Source organism: Streptomyces netropsis (assembly GCF_014203545.1).
Classification (GTDB): domain Bacteria; phylum Actinomycetota; class Actinomycetes; order Streptomycetales; family Streptomycetaceae; genus Streptomyces; species Streptomyces netropsis.
Genome location: NZ_JACHJG010000002.1, coordinates 787,976 through 807,823 on the forward strand (window position 1 = coordinate 787,976; position 19,848 = coordinate 807,823).

A 19,848-nucleotide genomic window follows, 5' to 3' on the forward strand; every position below is an offset into this window, starting at 1 on the left:
CCTCCCATGGGCCTGCTGGGCGAACTGTTCCTGCTCCCGGCGGCACCGGTCCGCGGCACCCTCTGGGTGCTCGGGCGGGTGGCCGCCGAGGCCGAGCGGCAGTACTACGACCCGTCGGCCGTGACACGTGAGCTCGCCCTCCTCGAGGAGCGGCTGGAGGCGGGAGAGATCGACGAGGCCGAGTTCGACCGCCGCGAGGACGAGCTCCTCGACAGACTGGAGAAAGGCACACCGTCGACATGAACAACAGGACGGCACTGGGGCTCGCCGTGGGAGCGGGCTATCTGTTGGGACGTACCAAGAAGGCGAAACTCGCCTTCGTCGCCGGAACCTTGGTGATGGGCAAACGGCTGAACCTTGGACCGGGCGCGTGGACGGAGCTCGTCACCGACCGGCTGCGGGACAACCCGCAGTTCAAGGAGCTCGGTGATCAGTTGCGCGAGGACCTGCGCGGAGTGGGCAAGGCCGCCACCGGGGCCCTCGTCAACCGCCGGATCGACGCGATCGCGGACCGGCTGCACGAGCGCACCCTCGACGTGCGGGACCGGATGTCCGGCGCCGCCCCGGCCCTCGACGACGAGGAGGCGGCGGACGAGGCAGAGGACACCGCTCCGGAAGACGCGGTGGAGGAGGACGAAGCGGAGCAGCGGGCACGCAAGCCGGCCCGCCAGGCCGCGAAGAAGCAGGCTCCGCAGCGTCCGAAGAAGAAACCCGCGGCCCGAAGGACGGCCCCGTCGCGGGGAGGCCGGTCCCGTGACTGACACCGAGAGCGTCGCGAAGAGCGCCGGGAAGGGCGTGCTGCGCACCGTCGACGCGGAGACGGCCGACCGTCTCACCGCCGAACTCCGCGACTACGCGCTCGCGCAGACCGAACGCGTACTGGCGGGCCTCGGCCGCAAGCTCGGCGAGAGCACCGTCAAGCTCAACGACATCGCGGAGGGCCGCAGCCCGGGCTTCGCCCGGCTGGCCCTCGACGGCGGCCGCAAACTCGCCGAGGGCAAGGGTCCCCTGCGGGCCGGGCTGGAGATCGGGGCCGCGCGCCTGAAGGACGGCGCGAAGGACGTGGCCAAGGGGCTCGGAAAGGCCGGCACACGCGGGCGGAAGGGCACACGGGGGCGGAAGCCCACCGTCGTCATGGAGTCCGTCGACGTCGGCGTGCCGGTGCGTGAGGCCTACGACCAGTGGACCCGGTACCAGGACTTCCCGGTCTTCGCCGAAGGCGTCGAGGACGCCGAGGCCGTGGACGACACCGGCTCGGAATGGGACCTCAAGGTCTTCTGGTCCCGCCGGCACTGGACGGCACACACCACCGAGCAGATCCCCGACGAGCGGATCGCCTGGACGGCGGGCAGCGCGAAGGGCACGGGCAAGGGCGTCGTCACCTTCCATCCGCTCGCCGAAAGCCTCACCAGGATTCTGCTGGTCATCGAGTACCACCCCAAGGGGCTCTTCGAGCGGACCGGGAACATCTGGCGCGCGCAGGGCCGCCGTGCGCGGCTCGACCTCAAGAACTTCGCACGCTACATCGCACTGCGCGGCGAGGCCGAGGACGGCCGCCGCGACGAGATCCGCGACGGGGAGGTCGTCCGGGCGGACGACGGAACACCGGCGGACGACGACGAGGCGTACGCGGGTGACGACGAGGTCGGCGAGGTCGAGGAAGCGGAATACGACGACGCGTACGAGGACGACCAGGGCGACGAGGAAGAAGACATCGAGGAGGACGTCGAGGAGGACATCGACGGGGAAGACCGCGGCAGGCACGACCGGAAGAGCCGTCGATGACGATGCCGAGCCGACTCCCCGATCCCTACGTCCCCGACGGAGCGAGTGCGAACCTCGCCGACATCCTCGAACGCGTCCTCGACAAGGGCGTCGTCATCGCCGGGGACATCCGTATCAATCTCCTCGACATCGAACTGCTCACCATCAAGCTCCGTCTGGTCGTCGCCTCGGTCGACAAGGCCAAGGAAATGGGGATCGACTGGTGGGAGACCGACCCCGCCCTGTCGAGCGGCGCCCGGCGGCGTGAACTCGCAGAGGAGAACGAGCAGTTGAAGCAGCGGATCGCGGCCCTGGAGGCGGGGTCGTCCGACCGGCCGGCCGAACGCGAGGTATCCGGATGACCGAGCTGCGTTATGTCTACGCCGTGACCCGCCCGTTCGACGGCACCCTGCCCGAGGGGCTGGCAGGGGTCGCCGGGGCGCCCCCTCGTCTGTTGGCGCACGACGGGCTCCTCGCCGTCCTCGGCGACGTACCGGCCGACGACTTCTCCGAGGAACCGCTCCGCGCCCGGCTGGAGGACCTCGACTGGCTCACCTCGACGGCCCGCGCCCACGAAGCCGTGATCGGAGCCCTCACCGCGGTCACCTCCCCGCTGCCGCTCCGCCTCGCGACGGTCTGCCACGACGACGGGGGAGTGCGGCGTCTGCTCGACTCCGGGCGCGAGCGTTTCACACGCTGTCTGGAGCGCCTGGACGGGCGCGTCGAATGGGGCGTCAAGGTCTACGCGCGAGAAGCGCCGGAAACGCCGCGCGACGACACCGGGTCGGTGGGGTCGGCGGGGTCGGCGGGTCCGAAGGAGGCAGCCTCGGGCCGGGACTATCTGCGGCAGCGGCTGCGGCAACGCAACGCCCGGTCGAGCATCTTGTCGGAGGCGGACACCGGGTCCCGGCGGCTCCACGAGGAGCTGTCCCGGTGTGCGGAGGACGTCCGGGTGCACCGGCTCCAGGACGCCCGGCTGCCCGGTGTGCCACGCGGCAACGTCCTCAACGCCGCCTACCTCCTGCCGCGCGAGCAGAGCGAGGCGTTCGTCGAAGAGGTCCGGCGGATCGGCGCGCGAAGCTCCGGAATCCGCGTCGAGCTGACGGGCCCCTGGGCCCCGTATTCGTTCGCCGACGTGAGCGACCCGGCCCGCGAGGGGAGCGAGGGACGATGAGCCTCGCCCCGCACGGTCAACGTGAGGTGAGCCTCGTGGATCTGCTCGACCGGCTGCTGGCGGGCGGGGTGGTGCTCACCGGGGACCTGACCCTGCGCATCGCGGACGTCGACCTGGTGCGCATCGACCTGAACGCGCTGATCAGCTCGATCGGGCCCGAAGTCGCCTCGCCGTTCGAGGTGTTCGACGACGATGAGGAGGGCGCATGAGCCGGCGTGTGGAACTCGGACCCGACACGGTGGAGCGCGATCTGGCGCAGTTGGTCCTCACCGTCCTCGAACTGCTCCGTCAGTTGATGGAACGTCAGGCGCTGCGCCGGGTGGAGACCGGTGACCTCGCCTCGGACCAGGAGGAGCGCATCGGCATCACGCTGATGCTCCTCGAGGACCGGATGGCGGATCTGCGGGAGAGGTTCGGGCTCCGGCCCGAGGACCTGAACATCGACCTCGGCCCCCTGGGGCCGCTCCTGCCCCGGGACTGACCCGGGCCCGCCGCCCGATCGCGGCGTACGACCACCGGTGTAGGGCCCGAGCCCGTTACGGCCGGGACGGCCGCCGATCTAGCCTCGGGCCATGGACACAGCGAACGGGACACTCGACGAAGCCTTGGAACGACTGCACGCCCGTGGTCCGGAGTACCGGGGGTACCTGAGCAACCACGGGCCGATGGCTGTGGAGGCCCTGGCCCGCCGGGGCCAGGCCGGCACCGTCCACCGCTGGCTCGACGCGTACGAGGCCAGGCTGGAGGACGTCCCGAGCCCGCGGGCCCGTATCTCCGACGGCACATGGCACGAGGCGCTGGGCGATCCGCGCCGGGTCACCGACTGGATCGCGTACTTCTCCCGCCAGGTGGCCGTGCGTCCCTGGCGGGAGGTGCTGATCGAATGGTGGCCGCGGCTGCTGCCCGGCATCGCCGGTGCCGCGGCCCACCCCGTCATCCGAGTGGGCCATGCCGTGCGCACCCTCCTGGTGGAGGGCGAGGACGCGCCGCGCGTCGCGGAACTGGCCCACGCCCTCGGATACTGGGCGGCCCGGCACACGCTCCTGCCGGTGTCCGTACGCCCCTCGGGCGGAGCCACGCCGGCCGAGGCCCTCGCGGCCCTTCCCCGGGCCACCGATCCGAGCGGGCCCCCGGTGGAGCGGTACCAGCTGCTGCCCGGCACCCCGGGCTGGCTGCGGACCGCCGAATCGCTGCACGTCCCCACGGCCCCGGAAGCCATTCGCGACGAACTCACCGCGCTCGTGCGGGCGACCACCCTCCACTACGGCGCGTACGGCCACGGCGACCCGGTCATGCTGGTCCACGCCACGACGGCGCCGAGCGCGGTACTGCGCGTCCTGCCCGTGCTGCCGCACGAGCTGTGGGGCCGGTCGTTCGCCGTGGCGTGGGCGGCGAGCGCGGCCATCACCGCCGTCTACGCCGCGGACGCCCCGCAGCCGGCGTCCCCCGACGCCTCCTCGATGACCCCCGAGGAGGTCTTCGAGGAGGCCGCCCTGAGCGGCGACGCGCACGCGATCAAGTTCGTGGACACGGCCCTGGACGTGGCCGCCACCAGTGAGGACGGTGACAGCCGCGCCCTGTCTGCCGCACTGAAGGCCATCCGGCTGATCGAGAAGGACGACTGACAGCACGTCGGGGTGGCCGCCCGCCCCCGGAACCGACCGTCAGGGCGCGGCGACCACGGCGCGCGAGCGGTCGGCGGCGATCCGCACCGCGAAGGCGGCCAGCGCGGTGCCCATCGCATAGCGGTGGATCCTGGCCCACAGCGGGCGCCCGGAGAAGAACGAGGCGACGGAACCCGCGGTCACCACGAAGACACCGTTCATGACGACGCCCACGACGATCTGGGTGAGGCCCAGCACCAGGCTCTGTGCCGCCACATGACCCTTCTCCGGCTCGACGAACTGCGGCAGCAGCGAGACGTACAGGATGGCGATCTTCGGGTTGAGCAGGCAGGTCAGCAGCCCCATGCCGAACAGCTTGCGGGGCCGGTCGGCCTCCAGCTCCCGGGGCGAGAAGACGGACGACCCGCCCGGCCGCACGGCCTTCCAGGCAAGCCAGAGCAGATACGCCGCACCGGCCAGTTTCAATGCCAGATAGATCTCCGGGACGAGCGAGAACACCGCCGCGATGCCCGCGGTCGCCGCCATCAGATAGATGAGGAAACCCACCCCGACACCGGCGAGGGAGATCAGCCCCGCCCGGTATCCCTGTGACACCGAACGGGACACCAGATAGATCATGTTGGGCCCGGGGGTGATCACCATCCCGAACGCCACGACCGCGATGCCCACTACCGCGCTGATGCTGACCATGCACGTCTCCTCAGTATGTGAATGTCAAATAAGGCCGACACGGGGGAGGGAACGTTTGATCGATTGAAATGCTTCCCGTGCGGACGCACGGGTTCGAGGCCGCCGGTGTCCTGTGCCATCGAAGTTTGACCTTTGCCACCGAAGACTGATCATCAGTAAGTTCGTGCCACCGATGTTTGATCGGTACGGGGTGCTGGTGAGGGGTGGTGGTGGGACAGCTCGCGGATGCGTATGCAGATCTGGATCTTGGGGCTTTTGACCTGGGGTTCTTCGAGGATGGCGTACAGGTTCGGCGGTCGCTTGCGGCCTGCTGGGATGTCAGTTTCGAGCGGGCTGCGCCTGTGCGTCCGTTCCGCCGGCCCAAGGGAGGGAAGAGCTTCGCGGGCTGGTACTTCTGCGCGACGACGGGCGAGCACATCGGCTACGAATCGTGGCTGGAGCGGGACCGGTTGATCCTCCTGGACGCTGATCTGCAGGTGACGGGGGTCGGGTCGCAGCCGTTCTGGCTGCACTGGCATGACGGCCAGCGCCGGCGTCGGCACGCCCCCGACTACTTCGTGCGCCTTATGGACGGGCGAGGGCGGGTGGTCGATGTCCGGGCCGCTGATCGTGTCGATGAGGCGGCGGCGGAGGCGTTCGCGTCGACGGAGCGGGCCTGTCGGGCGGTGGACTGGGAGTTCGTCCGGGCCGGGGTTCCGGATCCGGTGCTGATGGCGAACATGCGGTGGTTGTCGCGCTACCGCAGACGGCGATGCCTGCGCCAGGACGTCGCCGATCGGCTGGTGGAGGCCTTCAGCGAGCCGCGACCGTTGCGGCTTGGGGCCGCGGGGGCGGGGGACCCGCTGATGGTGTTGCCGGTGCTGTTCCATCTGCTGTGGTCCGGCGTCCTGGTGACGGACGTGGCCTCGCGGCTGCTGGGATCCGACTCCATGGTCCACACGGCAAGGGGGCGGTGATGGGGCGGCTGGGGCGGCCGGAGGGCCTGGCTGTCGGGGAACGAGTCCGGTTCGCCGGGCAGGTCCGCTTGGTCCTGGCGGTCTCGGGCCGGTCGGTCACGCTGTCGGACATGGGCGGCACACCGCGGGCTGTTCTTCCGGCTGTCCTGTTCGCCGACGACGACTTCGAGGTCGTGGACAGCTCGGGCCGGATGCCGCTGCCGCCGGTGTCCCTGCTGGAGACTCTTCCACAGGCCGCATTGGAGAAGGCCCTGTGGTGGGAGGGCCGCATCCTGGAGGTCCTGGGCGGCCTGCCGCCGGACGCGGATGCGGGCACGGAGCCGAAGCCGCAGTATGACCCGTCGCGCTCGCTGACCGCGCGGGAACGTGCGAAGGCTGTCGAGCTCACCACAGCGGGGCACAAGGTGACCGCGGGCACGGTCGCGAACTACCGGCGCCGTTACGAGAAGAACGGGGTGATGGGGCTGGCCGATCACCGGCCGGTCCGCAAGACACCGAAGTACGGCACGGTGGACGACGCGGTTGTGGACGCGATGCGCCAGGCGATCAGCGAGGCTACCGACGCCTCGACCCGCACTGGCACCTTCCTGCTCTGGCGGACCGAGCAGATCCTCAAGGCCAGCGAGGACGGCCGAGAGGCGAAACTGCCCTCACGCCGCACGCTCTACCGGCTGCTGGGCAAGCTCACCACCGGCACCCACACCACCGGATCGGCAAAAACCCGCAGGTCACGGGCGCATGGGGCGACCGTGCCGTTCGGTGAGCTGCCCGCGTTCGCGCCGGGCGAGGTGATGCAGATCGACTCCACCCCGCTGGACGTGCTGGTCCGCCTGGACGACGGAGTGGCCGGCACCGTTGAGCTGACCGGCATGGTTGACGTCGCGACCAGGACTGTGACCGCGGCGGTGCTGCGGCCCACGACGAAAGCGGTCGACGCCAGCGTGCTGCTGGCCCGCACAGTGACCCCGGAACTGATGCGGCCGGGCTGGGTCGATGCCCTGCGGATGTCCCGCTCGGTGCTGCCGCACCGGCGGCTGCTGCCCCTCGACGAGCGCCTTGAACATGCCGCCGCCCGGCCGGTGATCGTCCCCGAGATGATCGTCTGTGACCACGGCAAGGCGTTCATGTCCCGCAACTTCGTGGCGTCCTGCCGTTTCCTCCAGATCGATCTCCAGCCCGCGCACAAGGGCTCGCCCTTCGAGAAGGGCACGATCGAGAAGACGCTCGCCTCCGTGGGCACTCTGTTCACCCAGTTCCTGCCCGGCTTCACTGGCAACACGACTGATCACCGCGGCAGGCATCTCGACAAGCAGCCCCTGTGGTCCCTGCTGGAACTGCAGGAACTCCTGGACGAGTGGATCGTCACCAAGTGGCAGAACCGCCCGCACGACGGACTGCGCGACCCGGCCGCTCCCAGCAGGTCGTTCACTCCGACCGAGAAGTACGCCGCGCTCGTCGAAGCCTGCGGATACGTCCCGGTCGCGCTCACCGGCGACGACTACATCGAACTGTTGCCCTCACTCTGGCGGGCGGTCAATGACTACGGCATCAAGATCAAACGCCGCACCTACGACAGCCCGGACCTGGCCGGGCTACGGCGCCAGCCCTCCGGGGTCAAGGAGAAGAAGGGGCTGTGGGCGGTCCACCACGATCCCTACGACGTCTCCCGGATCTGGGTCCGTGATCATCACGCGGGCAGCGGCTGGATCGAGGCCACCTGGAAACACCCGCACCGGGTTCCCGTCCCCTTCGGCGAACTGGCCTGGGACCACGCAGCCCAGGGCCTGCCTGAGGCCACCGAGGCGGAGATCGCCGACGCGGCCGCCGCCCTTCTGGCCAAAGCCCACGCGGGCCCCGACCGGCTGGCGAAACCGAAGCGAACAACCCGGGACAAGCGGGTCGCCGCCCGGACCCGCGCCACCGGCCCCGGTAGCCCCGCCGCCGCGGCCAAACCAACGCCCGCCCGCAGGGAAGCGCCCGGCGAGGACACCGAGCCACTGGCCGAGGTGATCCCGCTGGGTCTGTTTGACCCGTTCGAAGATCCGTGGAGACGCACGTGACCAATCCCGCTGCCATACCCGGCAGTTTCCTCGAAGACGCCGAGGCAGAGGCAGGCCAGCACTTGACCACGCTGGAAGGCTGGCGGGCCTTCGTCACAGCGGAACCGGATACTCCAACACTTCGGCCAGCGCATGAGTACGCCGAACTATCCCCTGCCGAGCAGGAGGCTGCGGACGAAGAACGTCTGGATCACCATGCCCGGCTTCTGGTCGTCGCCACGTCCACCGTCCGTCACACCGTGACCAGCGGCCGGCGCCTGGTCCTACTCAATCGCCATGCCGTCAGCGCACGCCGGGGGCTGATCGTCTCCGGTCCCGCCGGCACGGGCAAGACCATCGCCGTCACCCAGCTCGGACGCTCCCACGAGCTGCTGGACCGGGCCCGTCACCCCCACCGGGCCGAGCGCATCCCCGTCGTCTACATCACTGTCCCACCCGCAGCCACCGCCCGCATGGTCGCGGCGGAGTTCGGCCGGTTCCTCGGTCTGCCCGTCCGCAGAGGGCTCAACATCACCGACATCATCGAGGCTGTCGTCGGGGTCTGCACCGACGCCCGCACAGGTCTCGTCATCGTCGACGAACTCCACAACATCTCCTTGACCACCCGGCACGGGGCCGAAGTCGCCGACACCCTCAAGTATTTCTCCGAGCGCATCCCCGCCACTTTCGTTTATGCCGGGATCGATATCGAACGGAGCAACCTGCTGACCGGCACACGCGGTGCTCAGATCGCCAGCCGGTTCACTCTCATTCCCACTCACCCCTTCCCCTACGGAGCCGAGTGGAAAGGGCTGGTGGCAGCCCTGGAACGGACGCTCCTGCTGCACGATCACAAACCCGGGACACTCGCCGTCCTCGACAGATACCTCCACGACCGGACCGGCGGCATGATCGGCACGCTGTCTCACCAGATCCGCGGGGCAGCCATCGACGCCATCCTGAGCGGCACCGAGAAGATCACAAAGCGGAGCCTCGGCGCCGTCCCGTTGGACTACAGCGCCGAAAGCCAGGCGACCGCGACGACAACTGCGAGGCCGCGGTGAACCAACAACTCTCCGAGCGAAGGATCACCCCTCTCCCCATCCGGGTCCGGCCCCGTCCTGGGGAACGGCCCGACGACTTCATCTGCCGTCTGGCACGGGCCAACCACCTCAAGCCGAGCTACCTCCACGACCTGGTCCACGGCCCCCCTCTCTGGGTCGGCGCCCCCAAGATCGACAGGCTCGCCCTCTTCTCCGGCATCCCTGAAAACGTCCTTGAACGGACCTTGCTGCCGGTCAGTACACCGTTCATGGACATCAAACCCGTCGAGGGACAAAGCGTTGAGGAACACGCACAGCAGCGTTTGTACTTCCGGATCCGCCGTGACGCCGGCAGCCGCGGCCTGACCGTTCGAGTCCTGGCACAACGACACCAAGTCTCCCGGCGAACCGTCCGAAGAGCTCTTGACGCCTCTGACCCACCTCCGGACAGGTTGGTCCGCCAAGTTCCCCTGCGCTTGAAACCACTCAAGCCGATCATCGACCCCATGCTCACGGAAGGGCTCACACCAAGGCAGATCTGGGTGCGGCTGATCGACGAACACGACATCGTTCTCCGTCTCAATGCCCTCATGGTCTACTCCCGTGAATGGCATCTCACGCGCAACCGGCCCGAGCACCCGCCTCTGGTCCAGTTCACTCGCGGATAAAGCCACCAGGGGAAGTGACCTGAACCACTCAAACTTCGATGGCACTGCTCAACCTGCGTTGTCACAGGACACCCGCCCTGCGCGCGGCCCAGATCGAGCTCCACCAGGTGACCGCAGAGCTCGCCGCGCTCACCGACCGGCTGCCCTGGTCCGTCGTCCCGCTGCCGGGCTGGAACGAGCCCCACCGCTGGTACCGCACCGAATGCCCCGACAGCCCCGGCTGGACCGACGAAGAGCAGCAGACAGTCGACACACTGCGCGGCCGCGCCCGGGAGCTGTCCGTCCTCATCTCCACCGACCCCTTCTGGGAGACGGTGGAGAAGGGATCGGTCGTCGAGGCGCGGATGGCGCTCAAGCACGCCCACGAGAAAGCCGCCGGCGACCGGGCGGCCGCGTAACAGGGACAACGGTGAACGGGCGCGCCGGGGCGGGCGACGGGCAGGTACCGGAGCGAACTCCGACACCTCAGATCTGGGTGCGCACCTACGACGGCCAAGAGATCATCGGGCGCCTGCTGCGCAGGTGGCAGGCACCCGACGGCCAGTGGTTCTACGAGGTCTCCCTCACCCTGTGGGCCCACGCCAACGTCCACGGCCAGGACGTCGCCGAGCCCGCCGACATCACCTTCTCCGTACCGGCCACCCACGTCGCCCCCGTCCCCGACACCTCCTACGAGGGCGTCCCGGTCCGGCGCCATCCTGCGGCGATCGCCCGATCCCGGAGCGGACGCAAGCCGACCACGCCGCCCCCGGCGGAGCCGGGGACCGGGCCCGGCAAGAGCGGGGACGCCGACTGGCCGCAGGTCCGTGGGGACGGCACCGACCGCTGGAAGATCGACCACCCGCGCTACGCCTACACCCAGACCGGCCCACGGCGCACCATCGTCCACCACAGCAGCTGCTTCACCGCCTCGCGGGGACCGGCGGAGCTGACCACTGCGCAGGCCGTCGAGGCGTTGCGCCAGCCCGGGGCCGTGGCGTGCGGAGTGTGCGGGGCCGACCGGCTCGGGGGCCGACCGCGTCCTAGGTGAGCTTCGGCGTCCAGGCCGATCTTGGTCATCCGGTGCTGGGTTTGGTGCCCTGGCGGCCGCGTCCGGGGAGGCGCCGGAGGCTGGTGGACGTCGCGGAGTGGGGGGGGGCGGGGCGTTGCGTCTGACCTGCCCCCCGGAGCGCGTGCCGGGTGCTGCGGTGCCGGTGTCGAATCCGGCTGTCACACGCTGGCGACGGCCGACGACAGGGCTTCGAACCGATAGACCATGCGCTGAGAGCTGACGGTGTCGATGAGCCCTTCGGCCTGGTCGAGGAATTGCCGTGCCTGGTCGCCGTCGCCGCACTGGTGGAGGGTGTCGGCCAGGTCGAGCACGGCGTAGAGGTGGTCGCGCGGGTAGTCGGGCGCAGCTGTCTCGACGCGGCGGCGCAGGAAGGGCACGGCGCGTGATGGCTGGTCGCAGGCGAGCCAGGCCCGGCCGGTGGCGGCGTCCACGGAGTCCTTCGTGAGCCAGGTCGCCCACCATGGCGTGCGCTGGTCGGGAGAGCCGAGGTGGAGCAGTGCTTCGTCGCGGGAGCGGAGGATCGCGTCAGGGTCGTGTCGCTGCCCTGCGGCGTAGACGCGTCGGTCGGCGATCACTGCGGCCACGGCGGACGGGAGCTCTGGCGTTCGCGCGGCGATGTCGAGCAGTGCTGCGGAGTCGTTGTGGTGGCCCAGCCATGCGGCCTGATACGCGGCGGAGGCAACAAGGTTGGCGGTTGCGTGGCGGCTGGTCAGCGACGTTCCGGCCTCGCGGGCCAGTCGCATTCCCGTGTGGTAGACGCGTTGGGCCTGAGGGTGGCGGCGGGCGTCGAAGAGCATCCAGCCGACCTGTTCGCTGAGCTCGATGTAGGCGGTATGGAGCCGGTCGGCGAGAGACCCGTGGCTGCGGGCCTGTGCCACGACCCGGGACGTGCTCTGCCAGATGCCGAGGCCCCAGGTGAGGTCGCCGCTGGCGCTCCCGGTGGAGTCGTCCATCTCCCGGAGGTCCCGAACGGCGTTCTCGATCGAGCTGACCAGTCGCTCGTTCAGACGCGTGGTGGACGGTGCGGCGGTGGCCTCCGCGATGGGGCCGAGCAGCAGTGCGAGGGCGGGCGCAGTGGCCGCGGATCCGGTGAGCATGAGGAGGTTCCGGCGGTCCATGATGTCTCCTTGGCTGATCTCGTGGAGCAGAGCCTCCAGGGGTGCGTCGCCGGGCGCGTCAAGGTGACGGTGACGAGTCCGGGGACGAGGTTGGTCCCATCCGATGTCGGACGCGGTGATGCACCGTCCGGCCCTGGCGGTGAGCACGGCCAGGGCGTCTGCCTGGTTGTCAGGCTGCGGGTGAGAGGGGGCCTCGCGTAGCCAGGGGTAGGCCGCCTTCAGGTTGAGGGGAGAGCAGCCGCGGCGGGCCCGCCGTTCGTTGATGCGGGCGATGAGCTGCTCCGGCCGCATCCTCAGTTGCTGTAAGAGGGCGGCGAGCACGGTGGCCGGCGGTGCGTCGAGCGCGGCTGGCTCCATGGGCACTCCAAGTCCGGCGGGGTCCTGGCCGGAAGGTACCACCGCTCGGGGTGCCGGCAGGAGAGGGGACGAAAGGGGCTTGGTGTACGTACACCGGCGTCAATCCGGGTGTAGATAAACCGAGTTGGTGCGTGCACCTCGTACACCGCGGAGGCCTCTCGCGATCACGGATCCGCCTCCGGTTGGCTGTCTCACCTCGCAGAGCTTCGTGGAGGTGAGTGATGCAAGCGGTGATCTTCGGCGCTTCCGGGCTGCTCGGCCGCAGCGTGGTGCGCGCCTTCGGCGACATGACCGTGACGGGTACCGGCTTCAGCCGGACCGCCGGCGGGCTGGTCAGGGTCGACGCCACGTCGGCCGACGACATCGAGGACCTGCTTGGCCGGGTCCGGCCGGATGCCGTTGTCAACTGCGTGGGCGAGCGCCGGCCCGAGGTGTGGGCGGGTACCCCGGCTCAGGCCCGTGACAGGAACGTCGACGCGGCCCGGCTGATCGCGGAGGGCGCGAGTCGGTGTGGGGCACGGCTCCTGCACATCTCCAGCGACTACGTATTCGACGGGAAGGCGGCGCCCTACCGGCCTGACAGCCTCCCGAACCCGCTGAACGCCGCGATGGCGCGGCGCAAGCAGCTCGACCCGACGATGGCGCTGCTGGAGACCGCGATCAAGGCGACGGCGAAGGGCGGCATCGGCAAGCTGCGCCAGCGCAGCCGGGGCCAGGTGCCGTACTACGAGGAGTACCCGGCGCTCAGCCGGGAGACGTGGCGCCCCGACATCCGGGCCGCCGTGCTGGCGAACCAGCGCGTAGGCCTGCACCGCAAGCTGATGAAGACGGCGGCCGCCGCCGACCTGTACCCGACCTCCATCGGCACCGACGCGATCGTCTCCCCCTCGCCCGGCCCGTCCCCGCTGGACGTCCTGCCGCACACGCCCGAGGGCAAGCCGGCGCCCGGCACGTTTCGGCTCGGGGTCTCGCCCGGGATGGTCAAGCACCAGGGCACCCAGACCGTCCTGTGGGCGGAGCAGCAGTTCGAGGAGCGCGGCGGTGTCTTCAACATCTCCAACCTCATCAAGACCGACCAGAGCGCCGGAGAAGGGGAGTAGCAGGTCATGGTCGATTCGCTCGGGGACAGCCTGGACCGCGCGCTGGAGGGGGCGTTCACCCGCCGCATCCCGCAGTCCGCTCAGGCGCAGATGAAGTACCTGGTCAAGCAGCTCAAGGGCACCAAGGCCGCCGCCCTGGCGCTCGGGATCTCCCAGCGCACCGTGGAGCGGTACATGACGGGCAAGCTCAAGCGGCCCCGGCAGGAGCTGCGCGCCCGCCTGGAGCGCGAGGTCAAGAAGAGGTGGCAGCCCCAGGTGAGGGCGAAGGCGAAGAAGAAGGCCGCGACCACTGGCGGCATCGTCGTCTCCACCCGCGCCCGATTCGGGTTCACCGCGGCCTCGGGCACGACCGACGATGCCCGGATCCGCGACATCACCCAGGCTCTGCCGCCCACCTTTGCCGACCAGCTGTTCACCGCGCGGGAACAGGGCGCCAATGAGGACCAGCTCCGGCAGATCGCCGCCGACGGCCTCGCGAAGATGTACTTCCGCGCCAACGACAGCCGCGCGCACGGCCTGGGCGTGGAGTTCACCGACGTGGAGCGGCTCGACATCGAGCTGTGATCACCCGCCCATGACAAGGGGCCCCGAACCGCGCGCGGTTCGGGGCCCCTTCCATATGTCGCCGCCGGGTCAGCCGGCGGCGGCCTTCTCTTCGGCGAGCGCCTTCTTGGTGGCTTTGTCGCCGAGAGCAAACAGCGTTTGTTGGTCAGCGCAGAGAGCAGTCCGGCGACGGGAGAAAGCGTGTTGTGGAGTTCTGGAAGCGCGTCGGTGTTTGCGTCCTGCTGACTGATGTGCGAATGGTTCCTTCCCGTCGGCCCCGCCGGAGCGCTGTCCTCCGTACCACGCTGTGCCTACGATCGTCTGCACGGCGCAGGCTTGGGGGTAGGCGATGTCAGGATCGTGGCACCACCCGGGGGCGGTTCCGCCACCACTTCCCAATCCCGGTGCCCTCCTGGGTGGCGCCTTGGGAATCCTGGGCAGGACCTGGCGTCCCCTGCTGGTGGCCCTGCTGTTGGCGGAGCTGGTGGTGCTGACGGTGCCCATCGCCGCCGGGTTGTGTATCTACGCGCTCGTGGGCGGGTTTGCCTCGGAGGAGGGTGAGACTCTGGAGGCGTGGGACATCTTCCTTAGCGCGGGCATTCCCGTCCTCCTGTCCCTCTACCTGCTCCAGGGCGTGGTGGGCTCCCTGGCAGCTACCTTGGCCGAGCAGGACGAGCGAGGAACACGGGTTACCGTACGGAGGCTCCTGAGGGCGAGCCTGCCCCGGATACCCGGCACGGTCGGCGCGTACCTGCTGACCGCGTTCCTGTTCCCCCTGCTGGTAAGCCCCCTAGCCCCGCTGGTGGCCTGGCCGTGGGTCCTGTACTCACTTGCCCCCTCGGTTACGGCACACGAAGAGGTCGGAATGTTCCGGGCCCTGCGCCGTGCGTCGAAACTGGTCAAGGGGGTGTGGTGGCAGGTGTTCGTGGCCATGGCGTTCGCGGCCCTGATCGGGTTCGGCGCGGACATGTTGATGGGGTTCCTCGTGCCCGCCGACTGGGTGGTCAGTGCGGCCGACGATGGCTTCGGGGGTGTCGGAGAGGACCTCAGGTTCCTCGGCGCCCTCGTCGTGGGCATCACTGGCTTCGTCTGCGTACTGATGTTCCAGACTGCCTTGATTCATTTGGTTGGCGCCCAGCTCTACACGCCGCTGCGGGACCGTCACGACACTCTGGCCACGCACCCCGCGCCCGCCGCCGTTCCGCCGCCGCGTTGACCCGGCTCGACTGGCTCCGACATGCCCCCACAGTGCTGCCGGAGGCCTCCACGCCACCCCATGTGTTGCTGCCGCAGTGATCACCAAGCGCTCTCGGAAGTCGCCAACAGGCCTTCTTGGTTACGACCTACGCAGCCATTCTTGGCCTGCTGGTAGTCCTCGTACGTCACGGCGTTCAGCGCCTCGATCCGGGCGAGGGTCTCCCCCATGTCGTCCTGCTTCATCGCGGTGTCCATGAACTTCAGGAACAGCTCCACCATCGCGTGGCTCTTCCAGGTGCGCAGTTCCGCCTCGTTCAGCAGCTCCGGACCGCCGGCCTCCATCATGTCGACCAGCCGCTCCCGGGCCCTCCACTCCCGGCGCCGACGCCACCAGCTCCCGCCCGGCCGCCGGTTCAGATCCCGCAGCTTGCGGATCTGCTCCACCATGGCCCTGATCTGCGTCTCCTGCTCGGGCGTCCATGCCTTCCCAGAGCCGTCAGCAAGCGCCTGGACGGCCTCCCGGGCGGCCTCGCTGCCGTCGCGGCCCGTCGCCGCTCAGCTGCTCCACGGCCGTCCTGAGCGCCGCTTTCGCCGCGCTCGCATCGTCGTGTTCGGACACGCTCTCCCCTTCTCCTCCGGAACGCGCAGCATGCCTGCCGCGCGGCGCCCCGGGCAATCGGGCGGCCGGGCTACTGGGGGTTCGGGTTCGCCTCGCCGGGCGCGGTCGCCGTTCGGCGGGAGCGCCGGCGGATGACGTCGGGCAACTGGCTGGAGGCGGCGGCCGGGATGAAGAACAGCCCGATCATGCCGAGCCCGGTCACGGCGGCGCTCAGCAGGCCCACCGACACCGACGGGTTGTCGACCGAGGCCACCCCGCAGAACACCGAGAAGGCGGCGACGAACACCAGCGAGGCGACGATCCACCGCTCCCGCAGCGACGACCGGGTGCCGGCCACCACGCTCAGCCACCACGTCCAGCCCGTCATCACGCAGAACAGGACGGCCGCCGGCGGCAGCAGCACGGGCGGCGCCCACCGCGCGACGTCGCCGCGGGACAGCTCCTGCCCGGTCAGGTAGCCGACCTGGACCAGCCAGACCAGGTACACCGGCACCTCGATCGCGATGACCACCCACATCAAGACCCGCAGACCCCGTAACGCGCCGCGCTCGCTCATCCCTTGGCCCTCCCCCTCGATCATCAAGGCCAGGGGAACGTAGCGGCCCGGCACCGGCGCCCACCAGAGCGCGTCACCCGCAGGGGTGGAGACCGGCCGGGAGCGCCCCGCCGTCGTCGGTCTCTGTCCACAGGCCCGGTCCGATGGGGTGTTCGTATGACTGAGGAAGGGAAGGCCAAGAAGGCGGCCAGGACGCGCGCCAAGATCATGGAGGGCTTCGCCCGTGCGGAGCGGGCCCTGTTCACCCGGCCCGCGCCGAAATCGCCGCGAGCCCAGATGAAATTCCTTCGCACGCGGGAGAAGGGCTCCACCAAGTCCCTCGCGGCGCGGCTGGGCGTGTCCCGCAAGACGGTGCAGCGCTACCTCCGTCCGCTCGATGTGGGGCTTCTCCGCGGGTGACCGGGGGTGGCAAGGCTGGAAGATGATCTCCAGAGTTCGGCAGGCGGCGCGGAAGTTCTCCGAGATGAACGCCTTGCCCCGGTCGCAGACGATGGTCTCGGGGATGATCACCGGCCGGGCCGCTGCGTGCTCCAGGCGCTCGTCCAGCGACAGCAGCCTGCGATGCGGCAGAACCGACCGGGACATTTTCAGTGCGTCCGACCAGCCAGGCCGCACCGGTTCCGGGGTCAGAGCACGGGCCAGCAGCAGCGAGGCGTCCACCGACTTGGTGGTGGGCCGCACGACCGCCGCGACGATGGTGCGGGTCGCGACATCGACCAGGCCGCAGAGCTCAACCCTGCCGGGCACCCCCTCGTCGATCTGCATCAGCTCGCCCGGCGCCGCGACCTGCTCATAACGGAACGGCCCCTCCGGCTGGTCGGCCAGGGACCGCCGGGTGCGAGCCGACCCGGTCACGTGGACACCGCCGGACAGCTTCCCGAAGAGCCGGTAGAACGTGGCCCGAGACGGCATCTCCACCAGGCCCTCGCCGTGCTCGGCGGCCAGGATCCGCCCGGTCCGCCAGCGTGCGTACTCGATCGTGCGGGTGGACGCCGGAACACTCTCCGCGATGGCCTGACGCATCGCCGCCGCCACGCGAGGATCAGCCCGGCCCAGCAGCGAAGCGTGCGGGGCAAGACGGTGGTCCACCACCGCGGCGACACCGCTGGCCTCGTAGCGCTGCCGCTTTCGCTTCACCGTCCGCGCGCTGATCTCCTCACCCAGCGCGGCCAGTTCCGCCGCCTTCGCCCGCTCGCGCTCAGCCAGCGACCGGCAGGCCGGGTCGTATTCGGGCCGGGGCCCGCCCCCGCCGGAGCATCCGGCGGCAGACCCGTCAGGATCTCGATCAAGTGGTGCTGCCACCACAGCGCCCGCTCCGCGACCTTCTCAGGCAGGTGGTCCAGCAACGCGGCCGAGCCCAGAGCAGCCCGCTCGCCGGCGCCCAGGACAGCGAAGTCCTCGGCCGCCTGGAGATGGACCTGATCGATGAGCATGCCCGCGCCGTGGATATCGGCCAGGCGAACCCGCAGCCCGGTCAGCCCGACGACCGTGTACGTACGTTTCTCGAACATCACCCGGTCACCGAGCCGCAGCCGTCCCGGACGCGCCGACCTCATAACCGCCCCCTCGCCGCCAGACCGACGATCGTCCCGCCACCGAGTGGCCTCGAGACCAGGTCCGCAGTCAGTTCGTGCCGCCAGAGCAGGTGATAGAGCACCGGGAGCACCCCCATCCGGTCTCCGACCCGATCGGCCCCTGCAAACAGCAACTGCGGTTCGGCGAACACCTCCCTCAGCACCTCCGCCACCGACGCCCGGTGGCAGCGCGGATGGCGGTAGCGCGCCAGCCAGCGCAAATTCGCCCGGAACGGCTGATCCAAGTCCCCGACCAGCCGGAACTGCCACCCCACCGTCGCGCAGACCCGCGCGGTGAACGCGAAGACCTCGGCAGCCTCCTCATCGACGAGGCTGGCGGGCCAGACATCGACCACCACCCCGGTGCCGTCGGACAACCTGGCGAAGTAGTCCGGGGTGTGTTCACGATCCCGGTCGCCATCCACCCAGAGCACACGGAACGGCTGGGACGCCAGAGCGACGACGGCAGGATCGAAGTCCAGGGCCATCGCGGCATCCCGCTCCACCCACGACTCGTAACCCACCAGGTCACGCGAGGTCGCCGCCCAGTAGTCACCCGTAAAGTTCTTCTGCCCCTTGAACGCGATGAACTTCCGGGCCGGGGAGGCACGCTCGAAAGGCTCGTCCCAGTAGCGGACCAGCGACCCAAGCTGCCCCACCCCGTCGACACCGACGAACCCCACCTGTACCTCCGACGCGTACTCCCAGCCGGATCCCGCCTCCGCAGGCTCGCTCACGGCCACCTCCCCGACGCCCATGCCCCTCGCTGTGAGCGTCGGCCACCCGGCGTGACGCCATGCCCGGACACAGAAGGCGTCACCCCATCGAGCGACCACCCGGTCCTCTCCTACGGGGACACGTGCACGGCCCTCAGTCGATACAGAACTCGTTGCCCTCAATGTCCAGCATCGGGATGCACGCATCGTTGCCGTCGTACAGCGTTTGCACGTGTACCGCGCCGAGCGGGACCAGTCGTGCGCATTCGGCCTCAAGTGCGGCGAGGCGCTCTTCACCCACGAGTCCGGTGCCGACCCGCACATCAAGATGCACCCGGTTCTTAACGGCCTTCCCCTCGGGGACGCGCTGGAAGTACAGCCGCGGGCCCACACCTGAGGGATCAATGCAGGCGAACCAAGAATCCCGCTGCTCAGGTGGCTGCGAGACCTTGAAGTCATCCCAAGTGGCAAACCCCTCCGGCGGCGGCGGTACGACGTACCCCAACACCTCGCACCAGAAACGAGCGAGGCGCTCGGGTTCTGCGCAGTCGAAGGTGACTTGGAACTTCTTGATCGACGTCATCGGCACACCATATTGGCGCCTGCCGTTCACCGAAATCCCGGGTTTCCACGGCGTGCGGCGTGAGGTCTCGCGTGACATGAGCAGCGTCAACGGGCCAGATCACCTGAGACGACGAGCGAACCAGACCAGATCACCTGAGACAGGGACCAGATCGACAGAGACGGGACAGTTGAAGTCGTTCTTAGCCATCGCACCCGTAATGTCCCGTCTCACTGAACCTTGACTGATCTCACCGAACCTTGACCGGTCCCTCTGCCGCTCAGCCGATCGCTAGGCCGTGTATCGAGTCGTGATCAAGCGGCTGGCGCAAGGTCCTTATCCAGACCATGGAAGCGCGGACCGGCCGATCACGCCCGACAACCAAGGTTTACGACTCGGCGGTTGTGAACTAAAGTTGTCGCATGGCCTCATTTGAGATCACTCCCGAAGAGCAGACAGAGCTCGACAAGGCTCTCTACGACGCCCTCAACCCCCT

24 protein-coding genes are annotated in these 19,848 nt (G+C 69.4%); 17 read left to right on the forward strand and 7 right to left on the reverse strand.

The window, feature by feature from the left end; translation table 11 throughout:
- Positions 1 to 6 precede the first annotated feature (6 nt).
- The 8 genes from FHS38_RS07715 to FHS38_RS07750 all read left to right on the forward strand — a co-directional run bounded on the left by FHS38_RS07715 (position 7) and on the right by FHS38_RS07750 (position 4,563).
- Positions 7 to 243 (forward strand): gas vesicle protein GvpG, encoded by a 237-nt coding sequence (locus FHS38_RS07715; RefSeq protein WP_130880468.1) that lies wholly within the window; start codon positions 7 to 9, stop codon positions 241 to 243.
- Positions 240 to 761, forward strand: coding sequence for a DNA primase (locus FHS38_RS07720; RefSeq protein ID WP_184732127.1), 522 nt, complete (start codon positions 240 to 242; stop codon positions 759 to 761). The genes FHS38_RS07715 and FHS38_RS07720 overlap by 4 nt, the downstream gene beginning before the upstream one ends.
- Positions 754 to 1,785 carry an SRPBCC family protein gene (locus FHS38_RS07725; protein ID WP_184732129.1) on the forward strand — a complete coding sequence of 344 codons (1,032 nt, stop codon included), beginning with the start codon at positions 754 to 756 and terminating at the stop codon, positions 1,783 to 1,785. Before FHS38_RS07720 ends, FHS38_RS07725 begins: the two co-directional genes overlap by 8 nt.
- Positions 1,782 to 2,126, forward strand: coding sequence for a gas vesicle protein (locus tag FHS38_RS07730; RefSeq protein ID WP_184732131.1), 345 nt, complete (start codon positions 1,782 to 1,784; stop codon positions 2,124 to 2,126). Before FHS38_RS07725 ends, FHS38_RS07730 begins: the two co-directional genes overlap by 4 nt.
- Positions 2,123 to 2,938 (forward strand): GvpL/GvpF family gas vesicle protein, encoded by an 816-nt coding sequence (locus tag FHS38_RS07735; RefSeq protein ID WP_184732133.1) that lies wholly within the window; start codon positions 2,123 to 2,125, stop codon positions 2,936 to 2,938. Before FHS38_RS07730 ends, FHS38_RS07735 begins: the two co-directional genes overlap by 4 nt.
- The gene (locus tag FHS38_RS07740) at positions 2,935 to 3,147 is read left to right on the forward strand and encodes a gas vesicle protein (protein WP_184732135.1); all 213 of its coding nucleotides are present in this window, start codon (positions 2,935 to 2,937) and stop codon (positions 3,145 to 3,147) included. Before FHS38_RS07735 ends, FHS38_RS07740 begins: the two co-directional genes overlap by 4 nt.
- The gene (locus FHS38_RS07745) at positions 3,144 to 3,419 is read left to right on the forward strand and encodes a gas vesicle protein K (protein ID WP_184732137.1); all 276 of its coding nucleotides are present in this window, start codon (positions 3,144 to 3,146) and stop codon (positions 3,417 to 3,419) included. Before FHS38_RS07740 ends, FHS38_RS07745 begins: the two co-directional genes overlap by 4 nt.
- Before the next feature lie 91 nt (positions 3,420 to 3,510).
- Positions 3,511 to 4,563 (forward strand): questin oxidase family protein, encoded by a 1,053-nt coding sequence (locus FHS38_RS07750; protein WP_184732139.1) that lies wholly within the window; start codon positions 3,511 to 3,513, stop codon positions 4,561 to 4,563.
- 39 nt (positions 4,564 to 4,602) lie between these two features.
- On the opposite strand, the gene FHS38_RS07755 is transcribed toward FHS38_RS07750, so the two are convergent.
- Complete coding sequence (locus FHS38_RS07755) at positions 4,603 to 5,253, reverse strand: LysE family translocator (protein WP_184732141.1); 651 nt, start codon at positions 5,251 to 5,253, stop codon at positions 4,603 to 4,605.
- A gap of 203 nt (positions 5,254 to 5,456) precedes the next feature.
- Between FHS38_RS07755 and FHS38_RS07760 the strand changes: the two genes are divergently transcribed.
- From FHS38_RS07760 to FHS38_RS07785, 6 genes are all read left to right on the forward strand, one after another.
- On the forward strand, positions 5,457 to 6,209 hold the full coding sequence (locus FHS38_RS07760; RefSeq protein WP_184732143.1) for a TnsA-like heteromeric transposase endonuclease subunit: 753 nt from the start codon (positions 5,457 to 5,459) through the stop codon (positions 6,207 to 6,209).
- A 110-nt stretch (positions 6,210 to 6,319) separates the two neighbouring features.
- Complete coding sequence (locus tag FHS38_RS07765) at positions 6,320 to 8,269, forward strand: Mu transposase C-terminal domain-containing protein (RefSeq protein ID WP_506417200.1); 1,950 nt, start codon at positions 6,320 to 6,322, stop codon at positions 8,267 to 8,269.
- A complete protein-coding gene (locus FHS38_RS07770; RefSeq protein ID WP_229822763.1) occupies positions 8,266 to 9,312 on the forward strand; it encodes a TniB family NTP-binding protein in 1,047 nt (348 codons plus the stop codon). The genes FHS38_RS07765 and FHS38_RS07770 overlap by 4 nt, the downstream gene beginning before the upstream one ends.
- Positions 9,309 to 9,959, forward strand: a complete 651-nt coding sequence (locus FHS38_RS07775) for a hypothetical protein (RefSeq protein ID WP_184732149.1) — start codon at positions 9,309 to 9,311, stop codon at positions 9,957 to 9,959. Before FHS38_RS07770 ends, FHS38_RS07775 begins: the two co-directional genes overlap by 4 nt.
- Positions 9,960 to 9,997: 38 nt before the next feature.
- Positions 9,998 to 10,357 (forward strand): DUF8825 domain-containing protein, encoded by a 360-nt coding sequence (locus tag FHS38_RS07780; RefSeq protein ID WP_184732151.1) that lies wholly within the window; start codon positions 9,998 to 10,000, stop codon positions 10,355 to 10,357.
- A 77-nt stretch (positions 10,358 to 10,434) separates the two neighbouring features.
- Entirely contained in the window at positions 10,435 to 10,989 is a 555-nt protein-coding gene (locus tag FHS38_RS07785) for a DUF6233 domain-containing protein (protein ID WP_221494678.1), read from the forward strand.
- Positions 10,990 to 11,168: 179 nt separating this feature from the next.
- Here the strand turns inward: FHS38_RS07785 and FHS38_RS07790 are convergent, their stop codons facing one another.
- On the reverse strand, positions 11,169 to 12,485 hold the full coding sequence (locus FHS38_RS07790) for an NsdA family TPR-like regulatory protein (RefSeq protein ID WP_184732155.1): 1,317 nt from the start codon (positions 12,483 to 12,485) through the stop codon (positions 11,169 to 11,171).
- A 221-nt stretch (positions 12,486 to 12,706) separates the two neighbouring features.
- Here FHS38_RS07790 and FHS38_RS07795 point away from each other — a divergent pair, with 221 nt between their 5' ends.
- The 3 genes from FHS38_RS07795 (at position 12,707) to FHS38_RS07805 (ending at position 15,344) form a co-directional block, all read left to right on the forward strand.
- A complete protein-coding gene (locus tag FHS38_RS07795) occupies positions 12,707 to 13,585 on the forward strand; it encodes a sugar nucleotide-binding protein (protein WP_184732157.1) in 879 nt (292 codons plus the stop codon).
- Positions 13,586 to 13,591: 6 nt separating this feature from the next.
- Positions 13,592 to 14,149, forward strand: a complete 558-nt coding sequence (gene tpg, locus FHS38_RS07800) for a telomere-protecting terminal protein Tpg (protein ID WP_184732159.1) — start codon at positions 13,592 to 13,594, stop codon at positions 14,147 to 14,149.
- Positions 14,150 to 14,552: 403 nt separating this feature from the next.
- On the forward strand, positions 14,553 to 15,344 hold the full coding sequence (locus FHS38_RS07805) for a hypothetical protein (protein ID WP_184732161.1): 792 nt from the start codon (positions 14,553 to 14,555) through the stop codon (positions 15,342 to 15,344).
- 80 nt (positions 15,345 to 15,424) lie between these two features.
- Here FHS38_RS07805 and FHS38_RS07810 read toward each other — a convergent pair whose 3' ends face one another.
- The 5 genes from FHS38_RS07810 to FHS38_RS07830 form a co-directional block, all read right to left on the reverse strand.
- Positions 15,425 to 15,772: a hypothetical protein gene (locus FHS38_RS07810; protein ID WP_184732163.1), complete on the reverse strand. Its 348-nt coding sequence runs from the start codon at positions 15,770 to 15,772 to the stop codon at positions 15,425 to 15,427.
- A 242-nt stretch (positions 15,773 to 16,014) separates the two neighbouring features.
- Positions 16,015 to 17,637: a TnsB C-terminal domain-containing protein gene (locus FHS38_RS36300; RefSeq protein WP_373301850.1), complete on the reverse strand. Its 1,623-nt coding sequence runs from the start codon at positions 17,635 to 17,637 to the stop codon at positions 16,015 to 16,017.
- Positions 17,634 to 18,056, reverse strand: coding sequence for a hypothetical protein (locus tag FHS38_RS34820; protein WP_221494680.1), 423 nt, complete (start codon positions 18,054 to 18,056; stop codon positions 17,634 to 17,636). The genes FHS38_RS36300 and FHS38_RS34820 overlap by 4 nt, the downstream gene beginning before the upstream one ends.
- Positions 18,053 to 18,811 carry a TnsA-like heteromeric transposase endonuclease subunit gene (locus FHS38_RS07825; RefSeq protein ID WP_221494681.1) on the reverse strand — a complete coding sequence of 253 codons (759 nt, stop codon included), beginning with the start codon at positions 18,809 to 18,811 and terminating at the stop codon, positions 18,053 to 18,055. The genes FHS38_RS34820 and FHS38_RS07825 overlap by 4 nt, the downstream gene beginning before the upstream one ends.
- 133 nt (positions 18,812 to 18,944) lie before the next feature.
- On the reverse strand, positions 18,945 to 19,373 hold the full coding sequence (locus tag FHS38_RS07830; RefSeq protein ID WP_184732167.1) for a VOC family protein: 429 nt from the start codon (positions 19,371 to 19,373) through the stop codon (positions 18,945 to 18,947).
- Between the last annotated feature and the right edge of the window lie 475 nt (positions 19,374 to 19,848).

Excerpts from the sequence above, each read along its gene's own strand:
- FHS38_RS07715 (WP_130880468.1), top strand. The coding sequence starts at position 7 with ATGGGCCTGCTGGGCGAACTGTTCCTGCTCCCGGCGGCACCGGTCCGC.
- FHS38_RS07720 (WP_184732127.1), top strand. The coding sequence starts at position 240 with ATGAACAACAGGACGGCACTGGGGCTCGCCGTGGGAGCGGGCTATCTG.
- FHS38_RS07730 (WP_184732131.1), top strand. The coding sequence starts at position 1,782 with ATGACGATGCCGAGCCGACTCCCCGATCCCTACGTCCCCGACGGAGCG.
- FHS38_RS07735 (WP_184732133.1), top strand. The coding sequence starts at position 2,123 with ATGACCGAGCTGCGTTATGTCTACGCCGTGACCCGCCCGTTCGACGGC.
- FHS38_RS07740 (WP_184732135.1), top strand. The coding sequence starts at position 2,935 with ATGAGCCTCGCCCCGCACGGTCAACGTGAGGTGAGCCTCGTGGATCTG.
- FHS38_RS07745 (WP_184732137.1), top strand. The coding sequence starts at position 3,144 with ATGAGCCGGCGTGTGGAACTCGGACCCGACACGGTGGAGCGCGATCTG.
- FHS38_RS07750 (WP_184732139.1), top strand. The coding sequence starts at position 3,511 with ATGGACACAGCGAACGGGACACTCGACGAAGCCTTGGAACGACTGCAC.
- FHS38_RS07755 (WP_184732141.1), bottom strand. The coding sequence starts at position 5,253 with ATGGTCAGCATCAGCGCGGTAGTGGGCATCGCGGTCGTGGCGTTCGGG.
- FHS38_RS07765 (WP_506417200.1), top strand. The coding sequence starts at position 6,320 with ATGGGCGGCACACCGCGGGCTGTTCTTCCGGCTGTCCTGTTCGCCGAC.
- FHS38_RS07780 (WP_184732151.1), top strand. The coding sequence starts at position 9,998 with ATGGCACTGCTCAACCTGCGTTGTCACAGGACACCCGCCCTGCGCGCG.
- FHS38_RS07790 (WP_184732155.1), bottom strand. The coding sequence starts at position 12,485 with ATGGAGCCAGCCGCGCTCGACGCACCGCCGGCCACCGTGCTCGCCGCC.
- FHS38_RS07795 (WP_184732157.1), top strand. The coding sequence starts at position 12,707 with ATGCAAGCGGTGATCTTCGGCGCTTCCGGGCTGCTCGGCCGCAGCGTG.
- tpg (WP_184732159.1), top strand. The coding sequence starts at position 13,592 with ATGGTCGATTCGCTCGGGGACAGCCTGGACCGCGCGCTGGAGGGGGCG.
- FHS38_RS07810 (WP_184732163.1), bottom strand. The coding sequence starts at position 15,772 with ATGGTGGAGCAGATCCGCAAGCTGCGGGATCTGAACCGGCGGCCGGGC.
- FHS38_RS34820 (WP_221494680.1), bottom strand. The coding sequence starts at position 18,056 with ATGAGGTCGGCGCGTCCGGGACGGCTGCGGCTCGGTGACCGGGTGATG.
- FHS38_RS07830 (WP_184732167.1), bottom strand. The coding sequence starts at position 19,373 with ATGACGTCGATCAAGAAGTTCCAAGTCACCTTCGACTGCGCAGAACCC.